At 55.4% G+C, this 22,421-nt stretch carries 24 protein-coding genes and 1 pseudogene; 7 read left to right on the top strand and 18 right to left on the bottom strand.

Annotated elements, in window-relative coordinates; all coding sequences use genetic code 11:
- Positions 1–4: 4 nt before the first annotated feature.
- The 11 genes and pseudogenes from emrA to AC22LX_RS09975 form a co-directional block, all read right to left on the bottom strand.
- Complete coding sequence (gene emrA / locus AC22LX_RS10025; RefSeq protein WP_015370068.1) at positions 5–1,177, bottom strand: multidrug efflux MFS transporter periplasmic adaptor subunit EmrA; 1,173 nt, start codon at positions 1,175–1,177, stop codon at positions 5–7.
- Positions 1,178–1,308: 131 nt separating this feature from the next.
- Positions 1,309–1,839, bottom strand: coding sequence for a transcriptional repressor MprA (gene mprA / locus AC22LX_RS10020; RefSeq protein WP_015370069.1), 531 nt, complete (start codon positions 1,837–1,839; stop codon positions 1,309–1,311).
- 63 nt (positions 1,840–1,902) lie between these two features.
- Positions 1,903–2,058: pseudogene (locus AC22LX_RS10015) on the bottom strand (hypothetical protein); the annotation flags it as partial.
- Between the two features lie 228 nt (positions 2,059–2,286).
- Positions 2,287–3,282, bottom strand: coding sequence for a glycine betaine/L-proline ABC transporter substrate-binding protein ProX (proX, locus tag AC22LX_RS10010; RefSeq protein WP_045395213.1), 996 nt, complete (start codon positions 3,280–3,282; stop codon positions 2,287–2,289).
- A 14-nt stretch (positions 3,283–3,296) separates the two neighbouring features.
- Positions 3,297–4,361 (bottom strand): glycine betaine/L-proline ABC transporter permease ProW, encoded by a 1,065-nt coding sequence (proW, locus tag AC22LX_RS10005; RefSeq protein WP_045395210.1) that lies wholly within the window; start codon positions 4,359–4,361, stop codon positions 3,297–3,299.
- Positions 4,354–5,556: a glycine betaine/L-proline ABC transporter ATP-binding protein ProV gene (gene proV, locus AC22LX_RS10000; protein ID WP_045395207.1), complete on the bottom strand. Its 1,203-nt coding sequence runs from the start codon at positions 5,554–5,556 to the stop codon at positions 4,354–4,356. The genes proW and proV overlap by 8 nt, the downstream gene beginning before the upstream one ends.
- Positions 5,557–5,901: 345 nt before the next feature.
- Positions 5,902–6,864 carry a class 1b ribonucleoside-diphosphate reductase subunit beta gene (nrdF, locus tag AC22LX_RS09995; protein ID WP_015370074.1) on the bottom strand — a complete coding sequence of 321 codons (963 nt, stop codon included), beginning with the start codon at positions 6,862–6,864 and terminating at the stop codon, positions 5,902–5,904.
- Positions 6,865–6,874: 10 nt separating this feature from the next.
- A complete protein-coding gene (gene nrdE, locus AC22LX_RS09990; RefSeq protein WP_049061298.1) occupies positions 6,875–9,019 on the bottom strand; it encodes a class 1b ribonucleoside-diphosphate reductase subunit alpha in 2,145 nt (714 codons plus the stop codon).
- Complete coding sequence (gene nrdI, locus AC22LX_RS09985; protein ID WP_045395202.1) at positions 8,992–9,402, bottom strand: class Ib ribonucleoside-diphosphate reductase assembly flavoprotein NrdI; 411 nt, start codon at positions 9,400–9,402, stop codon at positions 8,992–8,994. The genes nrdE and nrdI overlap by 28 nt, the downstream gene beginning before the upstream one ends.
- Positions 9,399–9,644, bottom strand: coding sequence for a glutaredoxin-like protein NrdH (gene nrdH / locus AC22LX_RS09980; protein WP_047044340.1), 246 nt, complete (start codon positions 9,642–9,644; stop codon positions 9,399–9,401). The genes nrdI and nrdH overlap by 4 nt, the downstream gene beginning before the upstream one ends.
- Before the next feature lie 183 nt (positions 9,645–9,827).
- A complete protein-coding gene (locus AC22LX_RS09975; protein WP_045395198.1) occupies positions 9,828–10,259 on the bottom strand; it encodes a carboxymuconolactone decarboxylase family protein in 432 nt (143 codons plus the stop codon).
- 90 nt (positions 10,260–10,349) lie between these two features.
- Here AC22LX_RS09975 and pdxR point away from each other — a divergent pair, with 90 nt between their 5' ends.
- Positions 10,350–11,708: a MocR-like pyridoxine biosynthesis transcription factor PdxR gene (gene pdxR, locus AC22LX_RS09970; protein ID WP_047050250.1), complete on the top strand. Its 1,359-nt coding sequence runs from the start codon at positions 10,350–10,352 to the stop codon at positions 11,706–11,708.
- Between the two features lie 76 nt (positions 11,709–11,784).
- Here the strand turns inward: pdxR and AC22LX_RS09965 are convergent, their stop codons facing one another.
- Complete coding sequence (locus tag AC22LX_RS09965; protein WP_015370080.1) at positions 11,785–12,132, bottom strand: DUF883 family protein; 348 nt, start codon at positions 12,130–12,132, stop codon at positions 11,785–11,787.
- 149 nt (positions 12,133–12,281) lie between these two features.
- On the opposite strand from AC22LX_RS09965, the gene AC22LX_RS09960 reads away from it, so the two are divergent.
- Positions 12,282–12,644, top strand: coding sequence for a DUF2002 family protein (locus AC22LX_RS09960; protein ID WP_015370081.1), 363 nt, complete (start codon positions 12,282–12,284; stop codon positions 12,642–12,644).
- Positions 12,645–12,708: 64 nt separating this feature from the next.
- On the opposite strand, the gene alaE is transcribed toward AC22LX_RS09960, so the two are convergent.
- Positions 12,709–13,158 carry an L-alanine exporter AlaE gene (alaE, locus tag AC22LX_RS09955; RefSeq protein WP_015370082.1) on the bottom strand — a complete coding sequence of 150 codons (450 nt, stop codon included), beginning with the start codon at positions 13,156–13,158 and terminating at the stop codon, positions 12,709–12,711.
- A gap of 716 nt (positions 13,159–13,874) precedes the next feature.
- On the opposite strand from alaE, the gene stpA reads away from it, so the two are divergent.
- On the top strand, positions 13,875–14,276 hold the full coding sequence (gene stpA, locus AC22LX_RS09950) for a DNA-binding protein StpA (protein WP_045395232.1): 402 nt from the start codon (positions 13,875–13,877) through the stop codon (positions 14,274–14,276).
- Positions 14,277–14,316: 40 nt separating this feature from the next.
- On the opposite strand, the gene AC22LX_RS09945 is transcribed toward stpA, so the two are convergent.
- Positions 14,317–14,496 carry a hypothetical protein gene (locus tag AC22LX_RS09945; protein ID WP_045395194.1) on the bottom strand — a complete coding sequence of 60 codons (180 nt, stop codon included), beginning with the start codon at positions 14,494–14,496 and terminating at the stop codon, positions 14,317–14,319.
- A 208-nt stretch (positions 14,497–14,704) separates the two neighbouring features.
- On the opposite strand from AC22LX_RS09945, the gene lpxO reads away from it, so the two are divergent.
- A complete protein-coding gene (gene lpxO, locus AC22LX_RS09940) occupies positions 14,705–15,607 on the top strand; it encodes a lipid A hydroxylase LpxO (protein WP_045395192.1) in 903 nt (300 codons plus the stop codon).
- Here lpxO and AC22LX_RS09935 read toward each other — a convergent pair.
- The 3 genes from AC22LX_RS09935 to AC22LX_RS09925 all read right to left on the bottom strand — a co-directional run bounded on the left by AC22LX_RS09935 (position 15,604) and on the right by AC22LX_RS09925 (position 17,118).
- Positions 15,604–16,125, bottom strand: coding sequence for a rhodanese family protein (locus tag AC22LX_RS09935; protein WP_045395190.1), 522 nt, complete (start codon positions 16,123–16,125; stop codon positions 15,604–15,606). The two genes, lpxO and AC22LX_RS09935, sit on opposite strands and share 4 nt — an antisense overlap.
- Positions 16,126–16,134: 9 nt before the next feature.
- A complete protein-coding gene (locus AC22LX_RS09930; protein WP_045395188.1) occupies positions 16,135–16,434 on the bottom strand; it encodes an ArsR/SmtB family transcription factor in 300 nt (99 codons plus the stop codon).
- A 78-nt stretch (positions 16,435–16,512) separates the two neighbouring features.
- A complete protein-coding gene (locus AC22LX_RS09925; RefSeq protein ID WP_045395187.1) occupies positions 16,513–17,118 on the bottom strand; it encodes an FMN-dependent NADH-azoreductase in 606 nt (201 codons plus the stop codon).
- 102 nt (positions 17,119–17,220) lie between these two features.
- On the opposite strand from AC22LX_RS09925, the gene AC22LX_RS09920 reads away from it, so the two are divergent.
- Both AC22LX_RS09920 and AC22LX_RS09915 read left to right on the top strand, forming a co-directional pair.
- Positions 17,221–18,159, top strand: a complete 939-nt coding sequence (locus tag AC22LX_RS09920; protein ID WP_045395185.1) for a LysR family transcriptional regulator — start codon at positions 17,221–17,223, stop codon at positions 18,157–18,159.
- A gap of 59 nt (positions 18,160–18,218) precedes the next feature.
- The gene (locus tag AC22LX_RS09915) at positions 18,219–18,815 is read left to right on the top strand and encodes an undecaprenyl-diphosphatase (RefSeq protein ID WP_045395183.1); all 597 of its coding nucleotides are present in this window, start codon (positions 18,219–18,221) and stop codon (positions 18,813–18,815) included.
- On the opposite strand, the gene AC22LX_RS09910 is transcribed toward AC22LX_RS09915, so the two are convergent.
- Complete coding sequence (locus AC22LX_RS09910) at positions 18,816–20,597, bottom strand: sigma-54-dependent Fis family transcriptional regulator (RefSeq protein WP_045395182.1); 1,782 nt, start codon at positions 20,595–20,597, stop codon at positions 18,816–18,818. It abuts the gene before it with no gap.
- Between the two features lie 265 nt (positions 20,598–20,862).
- Here AC22LX_RS09910 and exaC point away from each other — a divergent pair, with 265 nt between their 5' ends.
- The gene (gene exaC / locus AC22LX_RS09905) at positions 20,863–22,383 is read left to right on the top strand and encodes an acetaldehyde dehydrogenase ExaC (RefSeq protein WP_045395180.1); all 1,521 of its coding nucleotides are present in this window, start codon (positions 20,863–20,865) and stop codon (positions 22,381–22,383) included.
- The last annotated feature ends 38 nt before the right edge of the window (positions 22,384–22,421 follow it).

The following is a 22,421-nucleotide window of genomic DNA, read 5'->3' as shown; positions in this document are numbered from 1 at the left end:
CGAATTATCCGGCGTTGGCCTGGATGATACCGTCGATCAGTTTATTTACCGGCTCAAGGCCGATTTCACGGGCATTACTTTCATAGACCGGCGAGCTACGTACCTGGCTTGCCAGCATCTCGCCTTCGCGATTGCTGGTGTCTACTTCAACCAGCGTCGACAGGCCGATGCGCAGCGGATGTTGCGCCAGCTGTTTAGCATCTATTTCGATACGAACCGGCAGACGCTGGACGACTTTGATCCAGTTACCGGTGGCGTTTTGCGCCGGCAGCAGGGAGAAGGCGCTGCCGGTACCCATATCCAGGCCGACCACTTTACCGGTGTACTTCACGTCATCGCCGTAGATATCGCTGACGATGGTCGCCGGCTGGCCGATACGCATATGGGCAAGCTGGGTCTCTTTAAAGTTGGCGTCAACCCACAGGTTGGTAGCCGGAACCACCGCCATCAGCGGGGTAGTGGTGCCAATCTGCGCGCCAGGCTGCACCGAGCGGCGGGAAACGTAGCCGCTAATCGGGCTGACGATTTGCGTACGCTGCAGCGCCAGCCAGGCGTTGCGGACTTCGGTCGCCGCCTGCAGCACCGCAGGCTGCTGTTCCAGTTTGGTGCCCAGTACGATCGCCTGGTTGGCGTTGTACTGTTGAATAGCGACGTCGAGTTCGGCCTGGGCGCTGGCGACGGTGTCACGAGCGTGCTGCAGCTCTTCGCGGCCAATCAGGTTCGCGGCGCCCAGCGGGATACGGCGATTAAGGTCTGCCTGCGCCTGGGCGAGGGCGGTTTTTTTGACGTCAATATTCGCCTGCAGTTGCTTGCTGTTGATCATCTGCTGGCGAGTCTGGCGCACGCTTGCCGCCAGCTGGGTTTTGGCTTTTTCAAACGCCTGCTGGGCGTCGGTCTGGTCGAGGGTGACCAGCGGATCGCCTTGTTGCACAAAGTCGGTGTTGTCGGCCCAGACCTTGGTGACGCTACCGGAAACCTGCGCCATGATCTGTACCTGGTTCCCTGCCACATAAGCGTCATCGGTCTCTTCATAATGACGCAGGACTAAAAACCAATAAATGCCGTAGGCTACGGCCACAATAACAAAGAGCAAGGTCAGGAGCAGAAGGGCGCCTTTGCGTTTCCCTTTCTTGCTGCCTGATTGCTGCGGAGTTTGGCTCGCCGCATTTTCGCTCATCTGATTCTCCACAATTTTACATTCTTATTATTTCACATCGGCTGAGCCGACCTGTTTACCAGAAAGGCCAGCAGAAAATCTGCTGGCCTGACCGTGTTCCTTGCAACTCAAAATGTTGTGCGGCTCCGTGCTTAGCGCAGGGATCCCGCCAGCGCGCCGTCTTCTTCCATTTGGTCGAGGCGGCCAAGCAGTTTGCGGGTGATGTGCTCCAGCTGGTCTTTTTCCGCAGTGCTCAAAGAAGACCACAACTGGTGCAGGCAGTTGTGCTGTGGAGGTAATACCTCGCGCAAGAATTGATGACCTTTGTCGGTTAGCTGTAGATGCAGGCAGCGACGATCGTTGTCGCTTTCACGACGCTCGATCCAGCCGCGTTTTTCCAGTTCGTCGGCGATACGGGTGGCATTAGTGCGTGACGAACCCAGCGCGCAGCTCAGCTCGGAAGGTTGAATGCTGTGATTTTCCTGAGACTCAAGCGTTATCAGCGCCATAAATAATGTCTCGTTAATCCCTTGCGCTTTCAGCATTTTGTTACGGTTTTCCAGCAGCTTACCCTGCATGTGCATACAGAGACGGGTGAGGAGAATCTCCTGGAAAGGGAAATCTTCATGGCGGCTGGCGCGGAATTTGAGCATCTGCTCAATGGGAGTAAACGAACTATCCATTTGGGTATAACCTCATTAATTACAGCCGATATAATAACTATTGTGACAAATAAAGCAAATGAATTATCGGTCACTATTAATACTTAAAATCTCCGGCGAGACGCCGATTTTCCATGCCAAACCATAGGCTAAAGCGCTGAGTTGCGTAGGGATAATAATGCTGTTCGTCGCCTGTAAGCTCAACCTGAACGCGGCGCAACCTACCCGTGTTGGTAGCCAATGGCGCTGACGTCGGGGAGCAGGCGTTTCCATATCGGTGACTTATTGATAACGCTGGTGAAAATTACGCCTGGAAAGATTTGCTCACCTTAGCAGACGGCGTGATGGCTTCACAATCGCGAAAATGGGAAATCAGAATATCCGCTTTTTTAGGAATATTCGTTTCATGCTGCTATGGGGGAAAGGGCATCCCCACGACGGCAAACCGCCGTGGGGAGAGGGGAGAAATTACTTCTGCGCCGCCAGCGCTTCTTTCACCCAGCCGTCGAACAACTGCTGGTGGGCTTTAATCCAACCATCAACGTGGCCGTTGATGTCGGCTTCTGAAGCATGACCGGCATGCATCATCGCGTTTTCGGCGTTGATATCGGCAATCGGCAGCTTCATCAGGCTAAACAGCTTCGCCGCCGCCGGGTTCTTCTCGGTCCAGGCTTTGTTGGCGACGATGTGCATGGTGTTCACCGGGAAGCCATAGTTGACGCCGTTCGGCAGCTTGGTGTCGATATCTTTCTGTTCTCCCGGCAGGGAGGAGAACGGCACCTGCAGCCAGACCACATCTTTACCCGGTTTCAGCACGTCGCTGACCCAGTACGGCGTCCAGGTGTAATAAAGAATCGGTTTGCCTTCTTTATAACGGGCGATGGTATCGGCCATCATCGCCGCGTAGTTGCCCTGGTTATGGACCACTTTATTGTTCAGCCCGTAGGCATCAATCTGATGGTTGATGACCGCCTCGCAGCCCCAGCCTGGAGTACAACCGGTGAGGTCGGCTTTGCCATCGCCGTTGGTATCGAACAGTTTGGCGATCTTCGGATCTTTTAACTGGTCGATGGACTTAATATGGTACTGCTCGGCGGTTTTCTTATCGATCAGGTAGCCCTGTGCCGCGCCGGTAACGAAGGTTCCTTCACGGTAGAATTTTTTATCGCCGCCCGCCGCCGCGTACATATCATCGTGCAGCGGTTGCCAGTTGGTGGCGATAAAGGTGGCATCGCCAGAGGCGATGGAGGTGTAGGCGACGTTATAGTCGACTTCGCTCGGCTTTTCGACGGTATAGCCCAGTTTTTCCAGCGCGCGGCTGACCAGCAGCGTCTGGAAGGTTTCTTCCGAAATGGTGCTCTGCGCCGGTTTCACGGTGATGCCTTTACCCGGCAGCTCGGCAGCAAACGCGCTGGTCGTGACGAGGGCGGTAAACGCTGTGGCAAGGAGTGTAGTATGTCGCATCGTTATTCCTTCTCTTATTTACAGAAAGGGCGGGTAATCAGCCCCAGAGGTCCGGTGGCGTACCAGCGGCGATTACCGCGGCTGCGGGAATCACGGCCGACGGCTTGGGTCAGGCGGTCGAGGATAATCGCGAGGATAACGATCCCGACCCCGCCGACGCTCGCCAGCCCCATATCCAGGCGGCCAATACCGCGCAGCACCATTTGACCGAGGCCGCCGACGGCGATCATCGAGGCAATAACGACCATCGACAGGGCCAGCATCAGCGTCTGGTTGACGCCGGCCATGATGGTCGGCATCGCCAGCGGCAGCTGGACTTTAAACAGCAGCTGGCGCGGGCTGGCGCCGAAGGAGCGTGAAGCTTCAATGAGGTCTGCCGGTACCTGGTTAATCCCGAGGATGGTCAGGCGGACAATTGGCGGCAGGGCGAAGATAATGGTCACCACCACGCCCGGAACGTTGCCGATACCGAACAGCATGACGATCGGTACCAGGTAGACGAACGCCGGTGTGGTCTGCATGGCATCGAGTAACGGGCGGATGATTTTCGCCGCTCGCGGGCTACGCGCCAGCCAGATCCCCAGCGGCAGGCCGATTATCATGCAGAACAGCAGCGCGGTAAGCACCAGCGCCAGAGTGACCATCGCCTGCGACCATGCGCCAATAGCGCCGATGGCTACCAGCGAGACCAGAGTGGCGATACCCATGCCGACGCTGGAGATCTGCCAGGCGATCAACGCGAAGAGAATAATCGCCACCGGCGCCGGCATCCCCAGCAACAGCTGCTGGAAAGCGCTGAGAATATAATCCACCGGCACGCGGATCCCCTGGAACAGCGGACGGAAGTGCAGCACGATCCAGTCGATGGCGTGGGTGACCCAACTATCGAGCGGGATCAGCGTTTTATGGAACGGATCCATAATATTGAAATGTTCTGGCTGCGGCGCAGGCGCGCTATTAAGCCAGTCGGCGCCGCCGCCGTCAGCGGGCGCGGGTGTTGGGTTGCCCCAGGCGTCGGCGGACTGCGCCGCGTTATCCGCTGGCGCAGCGGTATCCCATGGATTCGATTGATCAGCCATTGTTTGCCCCCTCGCGATCTAAAGCCTGTAGCAGCATGCGTTTTGAAATAATGCCGAGATACTGGTGCCCTTCATCCACCACCGGGACGGCGCAGGGCGCCTGGCCGACGTGGGAGAGCAGGTCGCTGAGCGGCGTTTGTGCTTCCACCGGCTGCGGGGAGTCAATTAACGCCGCATCAAGCCCCTGATTTTCGCTCAGCGCGCTTTTCAGAGAGTCGATGGAGACAATGCCGACAAACTTATTACCGCGTTCAATGACGTAACCATATTCGCGGTCTTCATCCTGCAATAATTTCAGCGCCGAACGCGGGCCGAAACCGGGGGTTTTACGAATCAGGCCAACCGGGCTACGGCGGGCAATATCTTTAGCGCTAAATACCTGGCTAATATCGACGCCGCGGAAGAAAGTACGAACGTAATCATTCGCCGGGTTATTCAGAATTTCGTCAGGGGTACCAATTTGCACCACTTCGCCATTTTGCATAATGGCAATACGATCGCCAATACGCATAGCTTCATCAAGGTCGTGGGAAATAAAGACGATGGTGCGTTGATGCTTCGCCTGTAATTTGGTGAGCTCATCCTGCATTTCGGTACGAATTAATGGATCAAGCGCTGAGAAAGCCTCATCCATGAGCAGAATATCGGGGTTGATCGCTAATGCGCGCGCTAAGCCGACGCGCTGGCGCATCCCGCCGGAAAGCTCGTCGGGATAGGCGTGAGCGTAATTTTCCAGCCCCACCTGACGTAGCGCATCCAGCGCTTTCTGCTGGCGCTCTTCGGCGGAAACGCCGGCCAGCTCCATACCGAAGGCGGTGTTATCCAACACGTTCATATGCGGCATCAGGGCGAATGACTGGAAAACCATCGCAATCTTTTTCCTGCGCACCTCGCGAAGCTCGGCATCTGAGATTTTGGCGATATCCACGCCGTCAATCAGCACCTGTCCGCGGGTGGGTTCAATCAGGCGATTGAGAAGGCGAACCATGGTGGATTTTCCTGAGCCGGAAAGTCCCATGATGACGAATATCTCGCCTTCTTCAATGGCCAGACTGGCGTCTTTAACGCCAAGCGATAGCCCCGTTTTTTCCAGTATTTGCTCTTTGCTAAGTCCTTTTTCAATGTATTTGAACGCGCGTTGCGGGTGCTCGCCAAATATCTTATAGAGATTCTTAATTTCTAATTTAATTGCCATGCAATAAATGATTTCCTGTCTTTAATTATATCGATATCGTACCTGGTGAAGTTTATTACCTGTTTACACCCTAACATACTGAGATTCTGTGACAACCCTCGATGTGAATAGCTAGCCAAAATCTGAAAGGAGAACTCTGGCTGAATTGCCCATGATATAAGGGCTGAGCCATCATATACGGCTGATGATATTTTTTGATTATGCATGAATAATGAATGGGAAAATTGGCTTAAATGAAGGAAATATGACGAGGGAATGGTCAGTAGATTATTTGTGTGATAATAAAGAATAATGTGAAATAGATCACTGGAGAATATGTTGATATATTCCCCAGCGATCGCGCGGTTAAAAGTCCCAATCGTCGTCGGCGGTTGCTTCGGTTTTACCCATGACATAAGAAGAACCGGAGCCGGAGAAAAAGTCGTGATTTTCATCGGCGTTTGGCGACAGCGCCGCAAGAATTGCCGGGTTTACGGCGGCCATTTCCGCCGGGAATAACGCCTCATAGCCAAGGTTCATCAATGCTTTATTGGCGTTGTAACAGAGGAACGCGTTGACGTCGTCGAGCCACGGGCTGTCGGCATACAATTCGCGGGTATAGGCCAGTTCGTTATCGTACAGATCCATCAGCAGATCAAAGGCGAAATTTTTCAACTCTTCGCGCTTAGCGGCGCTGACGATTTCCAACCCTTTTTGATATTTATAGCCAATATAGTAACCATGCACCGCTTCGTCGCGAATAATCAGACGGATTAAATCGGCGGTATTGGTCAGCTTGCCGCGGCTGGAAAAATGCATCGGCAGCCAGAACCCTGAATAGAAAAGAAACGATTCGAGGAACACGCTGGCGATTTTTTTCTTCAGCGGCTCATCGGCCTGGTAGTAATTGAGCATCAACTGCGCTTTGCGCTGTAGGGGAGCGTTCTCCTCGCTCCAGGCGTAGGCGGCATCGACATCCTTGCTCTGACACAGGGTCGAGAATATCGAACTATAGGAGCGAGCATGCACCGCTTCCATAAAGCTGATGTTCGACAGCACCGCCTCTTCATGTGGGGTGAGGGCGTCGGTCATCAACGCCGGGGCGCCGACGGTATTCTGGATGGTGTCGAGCAGCGTCAGTCCGGTAAAGACGCGGATGGTCAACTGCTGCTCCTGAGCCGTCAGAGTCTGCCAGTGTGGAATGTCGTTGGACAGCGGCACCTTCTCCGGCAACCAGAAGTTGCTGGTCAGGCGGTTCCACACCTCGAGGTCTTTGTCATCCTCGATTTTGTTCCAGTTGATGGCGCTGATGCGCGATAAGTGGGTCATCCTGTTCTCCTTACAGCGCGCAGGACACGCAGCCTTCGATTTCGGTACCTTCCAGCGCCAGCTGGCGCAGGCGAATGTAATACAGCGTCTTGATACCTTTCTTCCACGCGTAGATTTGCGCTTTGTTGATATCGCGGGTGGTGGCGGTATCCGGGAAGAACAGCGTCAGCGACAGCCCCTGATCGACATGTCGCGTGGCTTCGGCATAGGTATCGATAATTTTTTGCGGGCCGATTTCCCAGGCATCCTGATACAGCGCCAGATTGTCGTTAGTCATAAACGGCGCCGGATAGTACACGCGGCCGGTTTTACCTTCTTTACGGATCTCGATTTTCGCCACAATCGGATGAATGCTGGAGGTGGCATGGTTGATATAAGAGATCGAACCGGTCGGCGGGATCGCCTGCAAATTGCGGTTATAAATGCCGTAGCGCATCACGTCGTCGCGTAGCTGTCGCCACATCTCACGATCGGGCAGGGTAATGCCCGCGCGGGCGAACAGTTCGCGTACCCTGGCGGTTTTCGGCTGCCATTCACCCTGCAAATACTGCTGGAAATAGTCGCCGCTGGCGTAACGCGACTGCTCAAACCCGGCAAAACGTACTCCGCGCTCGCGCGCCATCGCCATAGAGGTGCGCAGGGCGTGCCAGGTGACGGTGTAGAAATAGAGATTAGTGAAGTCCAGCCCCTCCGGGCTGCCGTAGGCGATCCCTTCGCGGGCCAGATAGCCGTGCAGGTTCATCTGCCCAAGGCCAATGGCGTGCGATGCGGCATTACCCGCCGCCACCGATGGCACCGAGCGGATATCGCTCATATCGGAGACCGCCGTCAGGCCGCGGACCGCCACTTCGACGGTGCGGGCGAAGTCCGGCGAATCCATGGCGTGGGCGATATTCAGCGAGCCGAGATTGCAGGAAATGTCCTCGCCAACGATGGCGTAATCGAGATTTTCGTCAAAGGTGGAGGCGCTGTTGACCTGCAGGATCTCCGAACACAGATTGCTCATATTAATGCGCCCGGCAATCGGGTTGGCGCGGTTCACCGTATCCTCGAACATGATGTACGGATAGCCGGATTCAAACTGAATTTCCGCCAGCCGCTGGAACAGTTCGCGGGCGCGGATCCAGCGTTTGCGAACGCGGTCATCGGCCACCAGTTGTGCATACATCTCGCTGACCGCGATATCGCCAAAGGCTTTGCCATACAGCCGCTCAACGTCATAGGGCGAGAACAGCGCCATCTGCGCGTCTTCTTTCGCCAGCTGGAAGGTGATATCCGGAATGACTACTCCCAGCGACAGGGTTTTGATGCGGATCTTCTCATCCGCGTTTTCCCGCTTGGTATCGAGGAAACGTAAAATATCGGGGTGATGAGCATGTAGGTAAACCGCGCCGGCCCCCTGACGCGCTCCCAACTGATTGGCGTAAGAGAAGGCGTCTTCCAGCATTTTCATCACCGGCACCACCCCGGAGGATTGGTTTTCGATACGTTTAATCGGCGCGCCCGCTTCGCGCAGGTTGGAGAGCAGGAACGCCACGCCGCCGCCGCGTTTTGACAGCTGCAGGGCGGAGTTCACCGCCCGGCCAATCGACTCCATATTATCTTCGATACGCAGCAGGAAGCAGGAGACCAGCTCGCCGCGCTGCTGTTTACCGGCGTTGAGGAAGGTCGGCGTCGCTGGCTGAAAGCGCCCGGAGAGAATCTCATCGGCCAGCTGTCGCGCCAGGATTTCATCACCCTGGGCCAGGGTTAGCGCCACCATGCAGGCGCGGTCGGCGAAATGCTCCAGGTAGCGTTTGCCGTCGAAAGTGCGTAAGGCATAGCTGGTGTAGAACTTCCACGCGCCGAGGAAAGTACGGAAGCGAAAACCGTGTTGATGCGCGTGGGCGAAGAGGGCCAGCACGAAACGACGTTCATAGCGGGCCAGCACTGCCGGATCGTAATAACCTTCGTCGCTCAGCCATTGCAGCTTCTCCTCCAGCCCGGCGAACGGTACGCTGTTGGGGCGCACGTGGCTATGGATAAATGCTTCGACCGCCTGTTGGTCCTTTTCCAGGGGAATGCGGCCATTGCTGTCGTATAAGTTCAGCATCGCATTGAGGGCGTGGAAATCAGACGCCCCGGCGGTTACGCGTTCTGCGGTTGTCGTTGCCAAAATTCGCTTACTCCTTTACGCACGTTGTCGACATCTTGCTGGGTACCCATCAGCTCAAAACGATACAGATACGGCACGCCGCATTTCTGCGCGATGACCTCTCCCGCCCGGCCATAGGCCTCGCCGAAGTTACGGTTACCGGCGGCGATGACGCCGCGAATCAGCCGGCGATTATGCGGGTCGTTTAAAAAGCGGATCGCCTGGCGCGGCACGGCGCCTGCCGTTCCGCCGCCGCCGTAGCTGGGGACGATGAGAATATAGGGTTCGTCTACCTGAATTCGCTCGCGCTCGTTGAGCGGGATGCGCACGGCAGGCAGCGCCAGACGCTGCACAAAGCGATGCGTATTTTCAGAGCTGCTGGAGAAGTAGACGATGAGGCTCATAGGCTGGCCGTAGCCGCGGCGGGACGCAGGCGATTAATCATATCGGGGCGGAAGCCCGACCAGCGGGTTTCCCCGGCTATTACCACCGGTAATTGCTGGAATCCCTGCTCGCGCAGCATGTCGATGGCTTCCGGGTGTTGGTCGATGTTGACCATATCGAAGGCGAAACCGCGGCTCTCCATCGCGCGTTTGGTGGCATGGCATTGCACGCAGTCATTTCGAGTGTAAATAATAATGCGCATGATTCGTATTTCCATTTAAGATAACAAGACGGCGTAAAACATCGCGCCGAACGTTATGGGCTTACCGTTCAGGAAATACTAGATGTAGTTATTTAAAACTTCAACCACGCAATATATAGAGTTTTTCGATAAGTTATCCCCCACCAACTAGCCCGGCGGGGGAGGGAAGTCGATACGCGAAAATTACATCCGCATCGCGACCGCCAGACGGTTGAAGGCGTTCATCAGGCTGATGGCGAAGGTTAAATCGCTAATCTGGCGGGGCGTAAAATGCTCTTCTAAAGGCAGGTACACCTCATCTTCGGCGTGGCTGGCTGCGATATCGGTTACCGATTCCGCCCATGCCAGGGCCGCGCGTTCCGCGGCGCTGAAGTGGGCGCTTACGCGCCAGCCTGCCAGCGCATCCAGTTTGCTCTGGTCAACGCCGGCTTTGCGTAGCGCTTTGCTGTGCATCTCAAGGCAAAAAGCGCAGCCGTTAATTTGCGACACCCGCAAATAGACCAGCTCCACCATCATGCTGCCCAATTCGCTTTTTTCCAGCGCTATGCTGGCCTGAACCAACCCCTTATAGATTTCCGGGCTCAGTTCGCTATACGGCTGACGTAATGTGGTCATCTTGCAGTTCTCCTCTCTAAGACCCGGGCAAAATAGCACTATAATGGACTGCATTAGATAGCCATATTGTGATGAAAAAAGCAGACCATAATGGAAGCCAAAAAAGTGCCGTACTACCAGCGTATCGCCCGCCAGCTGAAATCAGCGATTGAGAATGGCGAGCTGGCGCCGGGAAGCCGTCTGCCCGCGAGCAGAGTTTATGCGCAGGAGCTTGGCGTATCGCGGGCGACGATTGAAAATGCCTGGGGCGAGTTGGTGGCCCAGGGCTGGCTGGAGCGCCGCGGCCAGGCGGGCACCTTTGTCAGCGAGCGGCTGAGCCCGCGGCAGGTCACGGCTCAGCGACCGGCGACGGGCCGGGGATCCTCCGCGCAGCTGCCTTTTCAAATGGGGTTGCCGGCACTGGATCTTTTTCCGCGCGGGCTGTGGGCGCGGGTGATGGGGCGGCGGCTACGGACGCAATCGCGCTTCGACCTCGCGCCCGGCGATCCCTGCGGCGAACCGGTTCTCCGTCAGGCGATTGTCGACTATTTGCGCCTGTCGCGCAGCATCGAGTGCCAGCCGGAGCAAGTTGTGATTAGCGGCAACTATGCGGCCTCGATGGCGTTGATTTTGCGTACCCTTGCGCAGCCGGGGCAGCATATGTGGATGGAGGATCCGGGATATCCGTTCATTCGCCCGGTGGTTAGCGCGGCGGGGGTCAATATCGATCCGGTACCGGTTGACCAACAGGGAATGAATATCGACTGGGCGCAGACACACTATCCTCAGGCGCGCTTTGCGCTGTTAACTCCAGCGCATCAAAGCCCGATCGGCGTGGCCCTATCGCTGGAGAGACGTCGACAGATATTACAGTGGGCGGCGCAGCGCGATAGCTGGATTATTGAAGATGACTACGACAGTGAATTTCGCTATCAGGGGAAGCCGCTACCGCCGCTGAAAAGCCTTGATGCGCCACAGCGGGTACTGTACGCCGGGTCATTTAGTAAATCGATGTTTCCCGCGCTGCGCGTCGCGTGGCTGGTGGTACCGCAGCCGTTGGCGGCGCGGTTTCGTTGTCAGGCCGAATTGAGCCACTGTAATGTGCCGACCTTATGGCAGCAGACGTTAGCGGACTTCATCAATGACGGGCATTTCTGGCGTCATCTAAAAAAAATGCGCGCCAGCTACGCGTTGCGCAGGCAGTGGCTGGAGTCGGCGCTGCAGGCGCAGGGTTTTCAGGTGGTACCGCAGTCCGGCGGGATCCAATTGGTGATGGCGGTGAAGGGGGACGATCGCGAGCAGGCCCGTCGCTGCCAACGTGCCGGGCTGGCGGTGCAGGCGTTGAGCGACTGGCGCATGCTTAGCCGTGGTGAGGGCGGGCTATTGATGAGTTTTACCAATATCACGTCGGCGGTGATGGCACGTGAAGTGGTAGGCGAACTTAAGCAAGCGCTGGCCAGCGTGGAATAATAAAAAACCCTGCGCACCATTGGGACGCAGGGTCAGACGCGTATTTGTTATCTTCACATGTAGTCTATCGATACTATTATCGACGCAAATTAAGCAAAACGCCAATAAACACCCCAACGGCGGCGGCGGCGCCAACGCTCTGCCAGGGTTTATCACGCACGTAGCTGTCGGCGCAGCCGGCGGCATCGCGGGCGCGTTCAACGGTATCATAGGCCGCCTGGCGCAGGCGGGTATTGCCGTTCAGGCGGGCGCGCGTCTCTTTCAGCAGCGACTGCGCTTTTTTACGCGCGTTCTCCGCTTCATCTTTCGCATCGCTACCCCATGATTTCAGCACTTCTTCCAGCGTATCCGCTAATTGGCTGACTTCGTTATGAATATCCTCGGCGCTTTCATCAATGTCGTTGCGGTTCACACGGTTAGCCATTGGTTTCTCCCTCTTTTCCATTCGAGTTATTAAGTGTAGGACATGATTTTGCATTATGCTTTTGCGGGAGTTTATGGAATTTTCTGAAAGCGCTGCTATTCGTGAATAAGGTAAGGTAAATGTGCGGTAAAAGATAACGAGGAATCAGTATGTATTTAAGACCCGATGAGGTGGCGCGTGTTCTTGAAAAAGCCGGCTTCACCATGGATGTTGTGACGCAAAAAGCGTATGGATATCGCCGTGGCGATAATTATGTTTATGTGAACCGCGAAGCGCGCATGGGGCGTACCGCTTTAGTTATTCATCCGGCGCTTAAAGAGCGCAGTAATTCACTGGCGGAACCCGCCAGCGAGATTAAAACTTGCGACCATTATGAACAGTTCCCGCTCTATTTGGCGGGTGATGCGCAGCAGCATTACGGTATTCCACATGGTTTTAGTTCGCGGATGGCGCTTGAGCGTTTTCTGAACGGTCTGTTTGGCGAGGCGCAGCCGCAGATGTCTCACGGCTGAATAATCTAATGCGGGCTGCTTTGAAGCAGGCGACTGGCAGCGGCCAGTCGCCGAAAGATGAGGATCAGGCTTTAGCTTGCTGATAAGGGCTGACGCGGAACAGGCGGCGGCAGAAGTCGAGAAAGTAGCCGTATACTGCACCCATCATCATTGATACCAGAATGTTTGAACTGACCGCGGCGGCAATTTGATGCCAGTCTGCTCCTACCGACAGCAGAATTAATACATACACCGGCGACTGGAAAGTCACATACGCGACGACATCAGCAATGTTCTTCATCCATCCCGAGGTGCTGATTCGGCGCGCCTGGCGCATAGCGAAGTCGCGATAGAAGCCATAAGGCACCGCAATAATAATGTTGACCGGGATCGCGACCAGTCGTGAAGATAACGACTGCTCAAAAGTCATTCCGGAGAGGAAAATTTCGATCATCATATTGACAACGGTGCAGTAGACCACCATTGCAAAGGTGTCTGCTACCGCATGACGCAAGCGGGATTGAGCAGAGAACATCGGTATGCTCCTCGAAAAATGAAGTCAATAACGCCGAAAAGTGCGCATGGTGTAGCGGTTTTGGGCTGCCTGTTTTGATGTGTGTAGAGTATATCTCTGCATAGTAAGTGACAACTAGCTATAAATTTTTATTTATCGCCTTTTTGTCGATAAAACACTCTGTGAACTGGCGTTTTGCTCAGCTTGCGCTACTTTTGTTCCTTTTTTTGATTATGTTGTTTAATATCAAATAGATATGATTTTGTTTTGTAAGGTGACGAGTAAGCATGACAGGGGAAGGGAGGTTGATAAGGCGGGCGCCTGATTACGTAATGTGATACTGGTCACTATTGGCGTTATTTACTGGATGAATGCCTTTTTATCAGCATTTGATGCTGTATGTAAATAATGGGTTTTATTCTGATTATGTGAATTTAAATTCATTGTCGTAAAGCTATTGGCATTCCCCACGGCGGGCGATGATTTTATAACTCACTGAAGTGGCTATAAATATAACATTATGAATATTATCATGTCGCACTATGCATTATTCATCTGCGCTAGGCTGTATTTATGTTCTATTTCGCTATTACCCACCAATAAATTTCAGCGCGTTCATAGGCGTAATCCTGTACATATTTATTTGAATAAGCTAAGGCTGGAAATAAATATACATATCTATTAAACTGACCAGGTAATTCTTGTTTTATTTTTTCGATTTGGGATTTTTGATCTTTATGTCTTTTATGTTACAAAAACTGAATAATATTCGCTCACTGCGTGCTATGGCGCGTGAATTCTCCACTGACGTGCTTGAAGAGATGCTGGAAAAACTCAGGATCGTCACTGAAGAAAAACGTGAAGAGCAGCAGAAGACGCAACAGCAGCAGGCGGAATATCAGGAAAAAATTAATACCTGGCTGGAATTAATGGTTGCTGACGGTATTTCACCTGATGAATTAGCGCTGCATGAAATGGCCCCGGCGAAAAGCAGTAAAAAACGTCAGCCGCGCCCGGCGAAATATCGTTATACCGATCATACCGGCGCAGAAAAAACCTGGACTGGCCAGGGCCGTATGCCCAAGCCGATCGCTTTGGCCGTCGCGCAGGGGCAATCACTTGAGAGCTTCCTGATCTAAACAGAGATTGTTTAAACGGTGGGGAAACCCACCGTTTTGCTTAGCAAACGCCGAAATCGCCTTCTTCGGTATAAGGCGTAACATCAACCGCTTTCAGAGTAAATTTCTCACCCTGCTCGTTACTCGCCTGAACAACGATCAGGCTATCGCCATTCACTTCCACTACCTTCAATTTTGGCCCGCCGACGCGCGGTTGTACCAGATCGCCTGTTGTAAACATGGTGTCTCTCCTGAGCATTGGTAACAACTAAGAACCTAAACGATAGCTCAACGACGCTGACGGATTCAACGATCGTGCTGCTTTTTGTTAAAACAATTTATGGGTAGATGTATTATCTTTGTTAATGGTTTTTGTGGCGCTGCGGTGAGTGAAACTGAGACTGCTGGCGCAGAATGATTCAAAACAGAACATGGTCAGATAAGCGAATATGAAGTATATCATTTTACTTATTATTATAATTGCTGTGCTCTACGTCCATTATCGCGGAAAAGTTCGCTATCGTTTCTGGCGTCAGCTTTCCGACCATTCAACTTTTACCGCTCCTCTTAACGGGTTTATGTACCTCTTTTCGCGTGTGCCGAATACCCCGTTTCTGCGTCCGGAGACGTTTCCGGAACTTGCGATATTACAAAAGAACTGGCTGGTTATTCGTGAAGAGGGGATTAATCTGCAGCGTCTGGAGCAAATAAAAGCGGCGGAAAAATATAATGATGCCGGATTTAACTCATTTTTTAAAACCGGTTGGAAACGGTTTTACCTGAAATGGTATGAAGACGCGCATCCCTCCGCAAGCCAGCTATGTCCAAAAACGACCGAACTGCTGCGCGGCATTCCTTCGGTTAAAGCGGCAATGTTCGCCACGTTACCTGATGGTAGCCGTTTGCCTCGCCACCGTGACCCTTATGCCGGGTCGCTGCGTTTTCATCTTGGGCTGGCGACGCCGAATGACGATCGCTGTTTTATTGAAGTGGACGGCGAACGCTATAGCTGGCGCGATGGCGAAGGCGTGCTATTTGACGAAACCTATATTCACTATGCGGAAAATACCAGCGGTGAGAACCGGCTGATTCTGTTTTGCGATATCGAACGGCCCATGCGTTACCGCTGGGCGCAGAAGGTGAACCACTGGCTGGGGCGAAATTTAATGAGCGCCGCCGCCGCGCCGAACGATATCGGCGACCGTACCGGCGGGATTAACCGCAGCTTCCGCTACATTTATCAAATCCGCATTGTCGGCAAGCGTTTGAAAAAATGGAATAAAACGGTTTACTACATCGTCAAATGGCTACTTTTCGGCGGCATTGCGCTACTCATCTGGCAGGCGTTTTAACGTCGGTTCCACGGCATGACCGCCAGCAGGCGCGCCATGCCGCAGAAACCGGTGAGGCCAGCGAAAGTGAGCCCCGCGCCAACGAAACCGCTCAGCAAGAAAAAGCCGCTGTTGACGGCGTATCCCAGCACTACTCCCAGCAAAATCAGCGCGCCGGCGGCGATTTGCACCTGGCGCATTAGCGGCAGCGGCTGGGATTTATCTTCGACTATCGGCAAACCCGCCGCTCGCCATGCCTGAATACCGCCAGCCAGTAGCTTAACCTGCGCGGGCGCGGCGGCGGTGGCCAGAAGGCTGGCGTTATTTTGCGTGCGCGAGCCGGCCTGGCAGTGAAAAATGATTGTTTCTCCCGGCTGCGCATTGAGCGCCGCGCCGTGAGTCAGTTGCTCTAATGGCAGCAGCGTCGCCGCCGGAATATGCTCACGAGCGTATTCGTCGGCAGCGCGGATATCAATCAGCCGTGCGCCCTGGGCGATAAGCGCCTGGGCTTCGTTGGCTGTAACGGTGGCGATAGTCATAAGGACTCCTTACGGGCAGTAAATGGTTTTCAGCGTGGCGATGACCTGCTGAACGGCGGGATGGGTAATGAAATAGCGCAGGCGCTGGGCATCACGTTCGCTGTCGATAAGCCCCTCATCGCGCATCCGCGCGAGATGTTGAGAGGTAGCGGAAGGGCTCAGGCCAGTGATTTGCGCCAGTTCTCCTGCGGTTGTACGCGGGGCTTCGCAAAGCATGCACAGAATCAGTAGCCGGTGGGGATTACTCATCGCTTTCAGCAGGACAGCGGCTTCCCCGGCGCTGGCCTGCAGTTGTTGTGCTGTGGTCATTTTATTTTAGTCTTTTCTAAATTTAGATTATTCTAAAATAAAAGCTGACCCTTTACCAGCCCACAGAAGCAGCGGATCTCACGCCAGCTGAGCGGCCCTGGCAATATGCTGGCGGGCGTGGGCGATACCTGCATCACGGCCGTGCGGGCGAATATCCATCCCTTCGGCATAGATAAATTCAACGTCGCTAATCCCCATCAATCCCAGCACCGCGCGCAGGTAAGGGGTGACCGCATCGCTGGGTTGCCCGTCATGGACGCCGCCGCGCGAACTAATGACTACTGCACGCACGCCTTCAACCAACCCCTGCGGCCAGGTCTCGGTATAGCGGAAGGTTTCCCGCGCTCGCGCCACCAGATCGAACCAGTTTTTGAGATCGGTTGGCACGTTGAGGTTATACATCGGCGCGCCGATCACCAGCAGATCGCTGGCCTTTAACTCGCCGATGAGTGAATCAGAGAGGGCAACCCCTTGCTGAATCGCCGGACGCGAGTCTTGCGCGCCGCGCAGCGCGGCAAACAGCGCGCCGTCGAGTTTCGGCAAGGCGAGGGTGGTCAGATCGTGTTCGACGACCGAATCCTGATGACCGGCCTCGCGGCGGGTCTGCATATATTCATCTATTAGCTGGTTGGTTAGCGACGCCGGGCCGTTGATGCTGGATTTTAAAATCAATACGTTACTCATGACGGACTCCTCATAAAGTTGATGGTCCGCAGGGTAACACTGTCTATTTTTCTCCAGTAGTGACATTATTTTTTATCATTGTATCCACTCAGGAACCAATCAATGCGCAGTGATTTAAATGCGATCCCGGTATTTGTCGCCGTCGTCGAGTGCGGCAACTTTGCGCAAGCCGCCGAGAAGCTGAGCGTGACGCGCTCCGCCGTCGGCAAGACCATTTCCCGGCTGGAGCAGCGGCTTGGCGTCGCGCTGTTTCAGCGCACCACGCGTCGGCAGGCGTTGACCGAAGAAGGCGAGGTCTTTTATCTGCAATCCCGCCGGGCGCTGGATAACCTGCGGGATGCGGAAAATGAAATTCAGCGCGGGAAAACCCAGGTGCAAGGGCGGCTGCGAATCAGCCTGCCGGTGCTGTTTGGCCAGCGCTGCGTGGCGCCGATATTGTTTCCTCTTAGCCAACGTTATCCTGAGCTTAAGCTCGAGCTGTCGTTTAGCGACCGCCAGGTCAATCTGTTTGAAGAAGGGTTCGATATGGCGATACGTATCGGCGCGTTGAGCGACTCCAGCTTTCTTAAGGCCCGGCGTTTAGGCCAGCACGGCATGATTCTTTGCGCATCGCCGTTATATCTACGACATCGGCCAGCGCCGCAGACGCCGGAAGAACTGCACGAGCATCTTACTATTGGCTATCTCTACGCCGGGCAGATGCAGAAATGGCATTTGCGCGATGCGCAGGGAGCGGCGCTCGCGTTTCGCCCTCAGCCCGGACTGGCAATGGATGATTTCGCCGCCATCGCCGCGGCGGCAAAAAGCGGGCTGGGAATCGCCTGGCTGCCGGATTGGCTGGTGGCCGACGAACTAGCGCGGGGAGAACTCCAGCAAATATTGCCGTCGTCGGTCAGCGGCAGCTTTGCGATCAGCGCCGTCTGGCCGGAAGCGGCATGGGTGCCGCAGAAAATTCGCGTAGTGGTAGATGAACTGCTGGCGCGGCTGCCGCAGCAGTTAGCCGGTGGTAAAAACCAGGAGGATTCTTCAGCGTCAGGTTAATCCGGGCTTAAGGTATTCTGGCGATAATGACAGCATGATGACTGTGACGAGAACTCGCCATGAACCTGTTAGAAACGTTTAACCAGAGCGCCTTCCTCGCGCTGAATGCCGGGCCTGGTACGCCGGACAGCCTATTGCTGCTGGCGCGATTCTCCGCCAGCTGGATTATCCTTTTAGTCCCGGCGATATTGCTGGGATTATGGTTCCTTGGCGGTCGGCAGGGGCATCGACAGGCGCTGTTTTGCGCCATGACGATTTTGATAGCGTTAGGGTTGGGGTTTGCCTGTGGAACGCTGTGGTTCCATCCGCGGCCGTTTATGATGCCGTTGGGCCATACCTGGATAAGCCACCCGGCGGATAACTCTTTCCCAAGCGATCACGGCACCGTAATGTTCAGCGCCGCTTTCGCGCTGCTGTCATTACGCCTGCGCGGCATGGGGCTGCTGGTGCTGGCGGCGGCGCTACCGGTAGCGTGGGCGCGTATTTTTCTCGGCGTCCATTTCCCGCTGGATATGCTGGGCGCGGCGCTGATTTCAGCACTGGGCCTCTGCGTGGCAAAAGTGGTGTGGCAACGGCTGGGGCAGACGCTGGTGGCGCTGTGCGAAGCGCTGAGTCGCCGTCTCTTCTCCTGGCTGCCGGCGCGCTTTACGCCGTAGTCACTTCCTTTGTACACGCGCGGCCCGTCGATACAGCGTGCTGCGCGCGACGCCTAACGCCTGCGCCGCTTTACTCACATTGCCGTTAAAGCGGGCCAGCGTATCGGCAATCAGCTTTGCGTCATGTTGTTGAAGCCCGCCTGGAGCGCTGGTTTGCTGCGCGCTTTGATACTCCTCGGGCAGCGCCGCGACGCCCAGGCATTCGCCATCGTCCGCCAGCGCCAACAGGACTTTGAGCAGGCTTTGCAACTGACGCACGTTCCCCGGCCAACGACATAATGTCAGTTGCTGAATCAGCGCATCGGAGAGCGTGATATGGCGTTCTGCCGCGCCAAGCGAGCGCCACAGCGCTGGAATAAACTGCTTGAGTTCAGGCCATTGGCATAGCGGCGGAATGGTAAAAGCATACTCGCGCAGGCGGTAGAGCAGGTCCTCGCGAAACGCGCCTTCGGCGACGCGCTGCGCGAGATGACGGTGGGTGGCGCAAATCAAGGCGAAGTTCACCGGCGCGCTGCGATTCCCGCCCAGCGGCATGACCTCTTTTTCCTGCAATACCCGCAGCAGACGGGTTTGCAGAGCCAGCGGCATATCGCCGATTTCATCGAGGAACAGCACTCCGCCATCGGCTTCGCGAATTTTGCCGATATAGCCGTTTTTATTTGCGCCGGTAAAGGCCCCCGCCTGATAACCGAAAAGCTCCGATTCAATCAGCGATTCGGGGATGGCCGCGCAGTTGATGGCGACGAATTTACCGCTGCGCCAGCGGCTATGCGCATGCAACTCACGGCTGAGGAACTCTTTACCGCAGCCGGTTTCCCCTTCGATACACAATGCGATACCGGCGTTGAGTAAGCGGACCATTTTCTCGCCTTCGCCGGATGCGCAAAACGGCAGGTTGAGCGCTGGTTGCGCGGGGACGGCGACGCTGGCGCGGGTTGGCGCGCGCAGACGGTAGTAGTAGCCACGTTGCTGGAAGGTCATCGGCAGCGGCACGCTAACCGCCGTTTGCGTCAGGCGAGGGAACAACTGCTGGAAGGTCATTTTCCCTATCTGTCCGGCCTGCAGGCCCAGTTCGCGGATGGCCAGCCGATTGGCCGCGGTCAGCAGGTTATCGGAGAAGACCAGCAGCAGCTCTTCGGCGCTATCGAGCTTCTGCACCCGCGAGTGCAGGCTCATTAACCACTGCTGCGGATGCAGGCTCTGTTTCACCCACAGATATTCAATCTGTTTGGCGGCCTCTTTAATCCACGCCAGAGAGTGGGGATGCGGGATATGCGCCGGGCCGGAAATATCCAGCGCCCCGGCAATCTGGCCATCGGGGCTTTGTAGGGGTACCGCCGCGCAGTACAAATCCTGATTACGGGTTAAATAGTGTTGACGGCCTTCGACTTCGCAGCTGTCGTCAATCGCCAGCGCGGTACCGATAGCGTTGGTGCCGCGACCGCTTTCGCTCCAGATATTGCCAGGCTCCAGCGCGAAGCTTTGCGCTTTTTTCATTGCCGCGCTATTGCCGAAGGTTTGGAGCACCAGCCCGCTGGCATCGGAAAGAATAACTACCGATTGCAGCCCGGCGGCACGTTGCGCCAGCGGCGTCGCCACCGGTTGCGCCAGCCGCTGTAGGCTGCGGTTGCTTTCCAGCACATCGGCCAGTTCGCCGCCGCGCAGGCGCGGAAACTCGTCGCTCGTTGGCTGCAGGCCGTAGCGCTGGCTGCGTTGCCAGGAGTCGCTCAGCAGCGCGCTGGACTGCGCCTCGGGGGTGATAGTGAACGGATTTCCTTGCACGGCGCACCTCGTGGTCGGCTGGGTTGTGTTGCAATATTGTAGCTATTTGGTTTTATTGGTGTTGCGATTCGCAACACAGAAGCGGGATCCTGTGCGACAAAAAGGATGCGAATTGGCAAGGGGATATATTTAATTATATGAAACTTATTAAGTTTATTAGGAGTGCGTAAAATTGGCATAACCCCTGCTACAGGAGAAAGCGTGCAGCGGACAATAGCAAAAAACACCACGCCGCTGCGCCTTAACCCTACAGAAGGAGATTGCTATGCGTTATGTTCATCCTGGCAAACCGGGCGCTTTGGTTTCATTCAAATCGGCCTACGGCAACTTCATAGACGGTAAATTCGTCGAGCCGTTAAGCGGCGAATATTTCATGAATACTTCTCCCGTCGATGGGAGCAACATTGCGCAGTTTCCCCGCTCCGACGCCAAAGATATTGATTTTGCCCTTGATGCGGCACACCGGGCGGCGGACGCCTGGGGGCGAACCTCGGTACAGCAGCGTTCCCATCTTCTGCTGCAGGTTGCCGACCGCATTCAGGAGAATCTGGAGTATCTGGCGGTTGCGGAGAGCTGGGATAACGGTAAACCGATCCGCGAAACCCTGAACGCCGACCTGCCGCTGGCGGTCGATCATTTCCGTTATTTCGCCGGTTGTCTGCGCGCGCAGGAAGGTAGTACCGCCGAAATTGATGACACCACCGTGGCTTATCATTTCCACGAACCGTTGGGCGTGGTCGGGCAAATTATTCCGTGGAACTTCCCGCTGCTGATGGCGGCATGGAAACTGGCGCCCGCGCTGGCGGCAGGCAACTGCGTGGTCTTAAAACCGGCGGAGCAGACGCCGCTAAGTATTACTTTGCTGATGGAAATCATCGGCGATCTGTTCCCGGCTGGGGTGTTGAACGTGGTACAGGGCTTTGGCAAAGAGGCCGGCGAAGCGCTAGCCACCAGCAAGCGGATCGCCAAAATCGCCTTTACCGGTTCGACGCCGGTGGGCCGTCATATTATGGCCTGCGCGGCGGAGAATATTATTCCCTGTACCGTTGAGCTGGGCGGCAAATCGCCGAATATCTATTTCGCCGACGTAATGGATGGTGAGGAGGAGTTTATCGAGAAGGCGGTGGAAGGGCTGGTACTGGGCTTCTTCAATCAGGGGGAAGTTTGTACCTGTCCATCGCGCGCGTTGATCCACGAATCGATCTACGAGCCGTTTATGGAGCGGGTAATGGCGAAAGTGATGCAGATCCGTCGCGGCGATCCGTTTGATACCGAAACGATGATCGGCGCTCAGGCATCACGCCAGCAGTTCGATAAGATCCTGTCGTATATCAAGATCGCTCGTGATGAAGGCGGGCAGATCCTCACCGGCGGCGATCGCGCGAGCATTACCGCCGAGCTGGATAGCGGCTTCTATATTCAGCCGACGCTGATTAAAGGGCACAACGAGATGCGCAGCTTCCAGGAGGAGATCTTTGGCCCGGTCATCGGCGTGACCACCTTTAAGGACGAGGCTGAGGCGCTGGCGATTGCTAACCAGACGCAGTTTGGTTTAGGGGCCGGGGTATGGACGCGGGATACCAACCTGGCGTACCGCATGGGGCGCGGCATCAAGGCCGGACGAGTGTGGACTAACTGCTATCACGTTTACCCGGCGCATGCCGCGTTTGGCGGCTATAAGCAGTCCGGCGTCGGGCGGGAAACCCACAAGATGGCGCTGGAAGCCTATCAACAGACCAAAAACCTGCTGGTGAGCTACGGCACCGCGCCGTTGGGGCTATTCTGATTCATTTATAACGGCTGACCCGGGGGCGGCGTAAGCGC

The sequence above is a fragment of the Klebsiella sp. PK01 genome, from assembly GCF_057624675.1.
The sequence above is the reverse complement of the archived record's forward strand: the minus strand, read 5'-3'. Positions and strand labels throughout refer to the sequence as shown.

Excerpts from the sequence above, each read along its gene's own strand:
- emrA (WP_015370068.1), bottom strand. The coding sequence starts at position 1,177 with ATGAGCGAAAATGCGGCGAGCCAAACTCCGCAGCAATCAGGCAGCAAG.
- mprA (WP_015370069.1), bottom strand. The coding sequence starts at position 1,839 with ATGGATAGTTCGTTTACTCCCATTGAGCAGATGCTCAAATTCCGCGCC.
- proX (WP_045395213.1), bottom strand. The coding sequence starts at position 3,282 with ATGCGACATACTACACTCCTTGCCACAGCGTTTACCGCCCTCGTCACG.
- proW (WP_045395210.1), bottom strand. The coding sequence starts at position 4,361 with ATGGCTGATCAATCGAATCCATGGGATACCGCTGCGCCAGCGGATAAC.
- proV (WP_045395207.1), bottom strand. The coding sequence starts at position 5,556 with ATGGCAATTAAATTAGAAATTAAGAATCTCTATAAGATATTTGGCGAG.
- nrdF (WP_015370074.1), bottom strand. The coding sequence starts at position 6,864 with ATGACCCACTTATCGCGCATCAGCGCCATCAACTGGAACAAAATCGAG.
- nrdI (WP_045395202.1), bottom strand. The coding sequence starts at position 9,402 with ATGAGCCTCATCGTCTACTTCTCCAGCAGCTCTGAAAATACGCATCGC.
- nrdH (WP_047044340.1), bottom strand. The coding sequence starts at position 9,644 with ATGCGCATTATTATTTACACTCGAAATGACTGCGTGCAATGCCATGCC.
- AC22LX_RS09975 (WP_045395198.1), bottom strand. The coding sequence starts at position 10,259 with ATGACCACATTACGTCAGCCGTATAGCGAACTGAGCCCGGAAATCTAT.
- pdxR (WP_047050250.1), top strand. The coding sequence starts at position 10,350 with ATGGAAGCCAAAAAAGTGCCGTACTACCAGCGTATCGCCCGCCAGCTG.
- AC22LX_RS09965 (WP_015370080.1), bottom strand. The coding sequence starts at position 12,132 with ATGGCTAACCGTGTGAACCGCAACGACATTGATGAAAGCGCCGAGGAT.
- AC22LX_RS09960 (WP_015370081.1), top strand. The coding sequence starts at position 12,282 with ATGTATTTAAGACCCGATGAGGTGGCGCGTGTTCTTGAAAAAGCCGGC.
- alaE (WP_015370082.1), bottom strand. The coding sequence starts at position 13,158 with ATGTTCTCTGCTCAATCCCGCTTGCGTCATGCGGTAGCAGACACCTTT.
- stpA (WP_045395232.1), top strand. The coding sequence starts at position 13,875 with ATGTCTTTTATGTTACAAAAACTGAATAATATTCGCTCACTGCGTGCT.
- AC22LX_RS09945 (WP_045395194.1), bottom strand. The coding sequence starts at position 14,496 with ATGTTTACAACAGGCGATCTGGTACAACCGCGCGTCGGCGGGCCAAAA.
- lpxO (WP_045395192.1), top strand. The coding sequence starts at position 14,705 with ATGAAGTATATCATTTTACTTATTATTATAATTGCTGTGCTCTACGTC.
- AC22LX_RS09935 (WP_045395190.1), bottom strand. The coding sequence starts at position 16,125 with ATGACTATCGCCACCGTTACAGCCAACGAAGCCCAGGCGCTTATCGCC.
- AC22LX_RS09930 (WP_045395188.1), bottom strand. The coding sequence starts at position 16,434 with ATGACCACAGCACAACAACTGCAGGCCAGCGCCGGGGAAGCCGCTGTC.
- AC22LX_RS09925 (WP_045395187.1), bottom strand. The coding sequence starts at position 17,118 with ATGAGTAACGTATTGATTTTAAAATCCAGCATCAACGGCCCGGCGTCG.
- AC22LX_RS09920 (WP_045395185.1), top strand. The coding sequence starts at position 17,221 with ATGCGCAGTGATTTAAATGCGATCCCGGTATTTGTCGCCGTCGTCGAG.
- AC22LX_RS09915 (WP_045395183.1), top strand. The coding sequence starts at position 18,219 with ATGAACCTGTTAGAAACGTTTAACCAGAGCGCCTTCCTCGCGCTGAAT.
- exaC (WP_045395180.1), top strand. The coding sequence starts at position 20,863 with ATGCGTTATGTTCATCCTGGCAAACCGGGCGCTTTGGTTTCATTCAAA.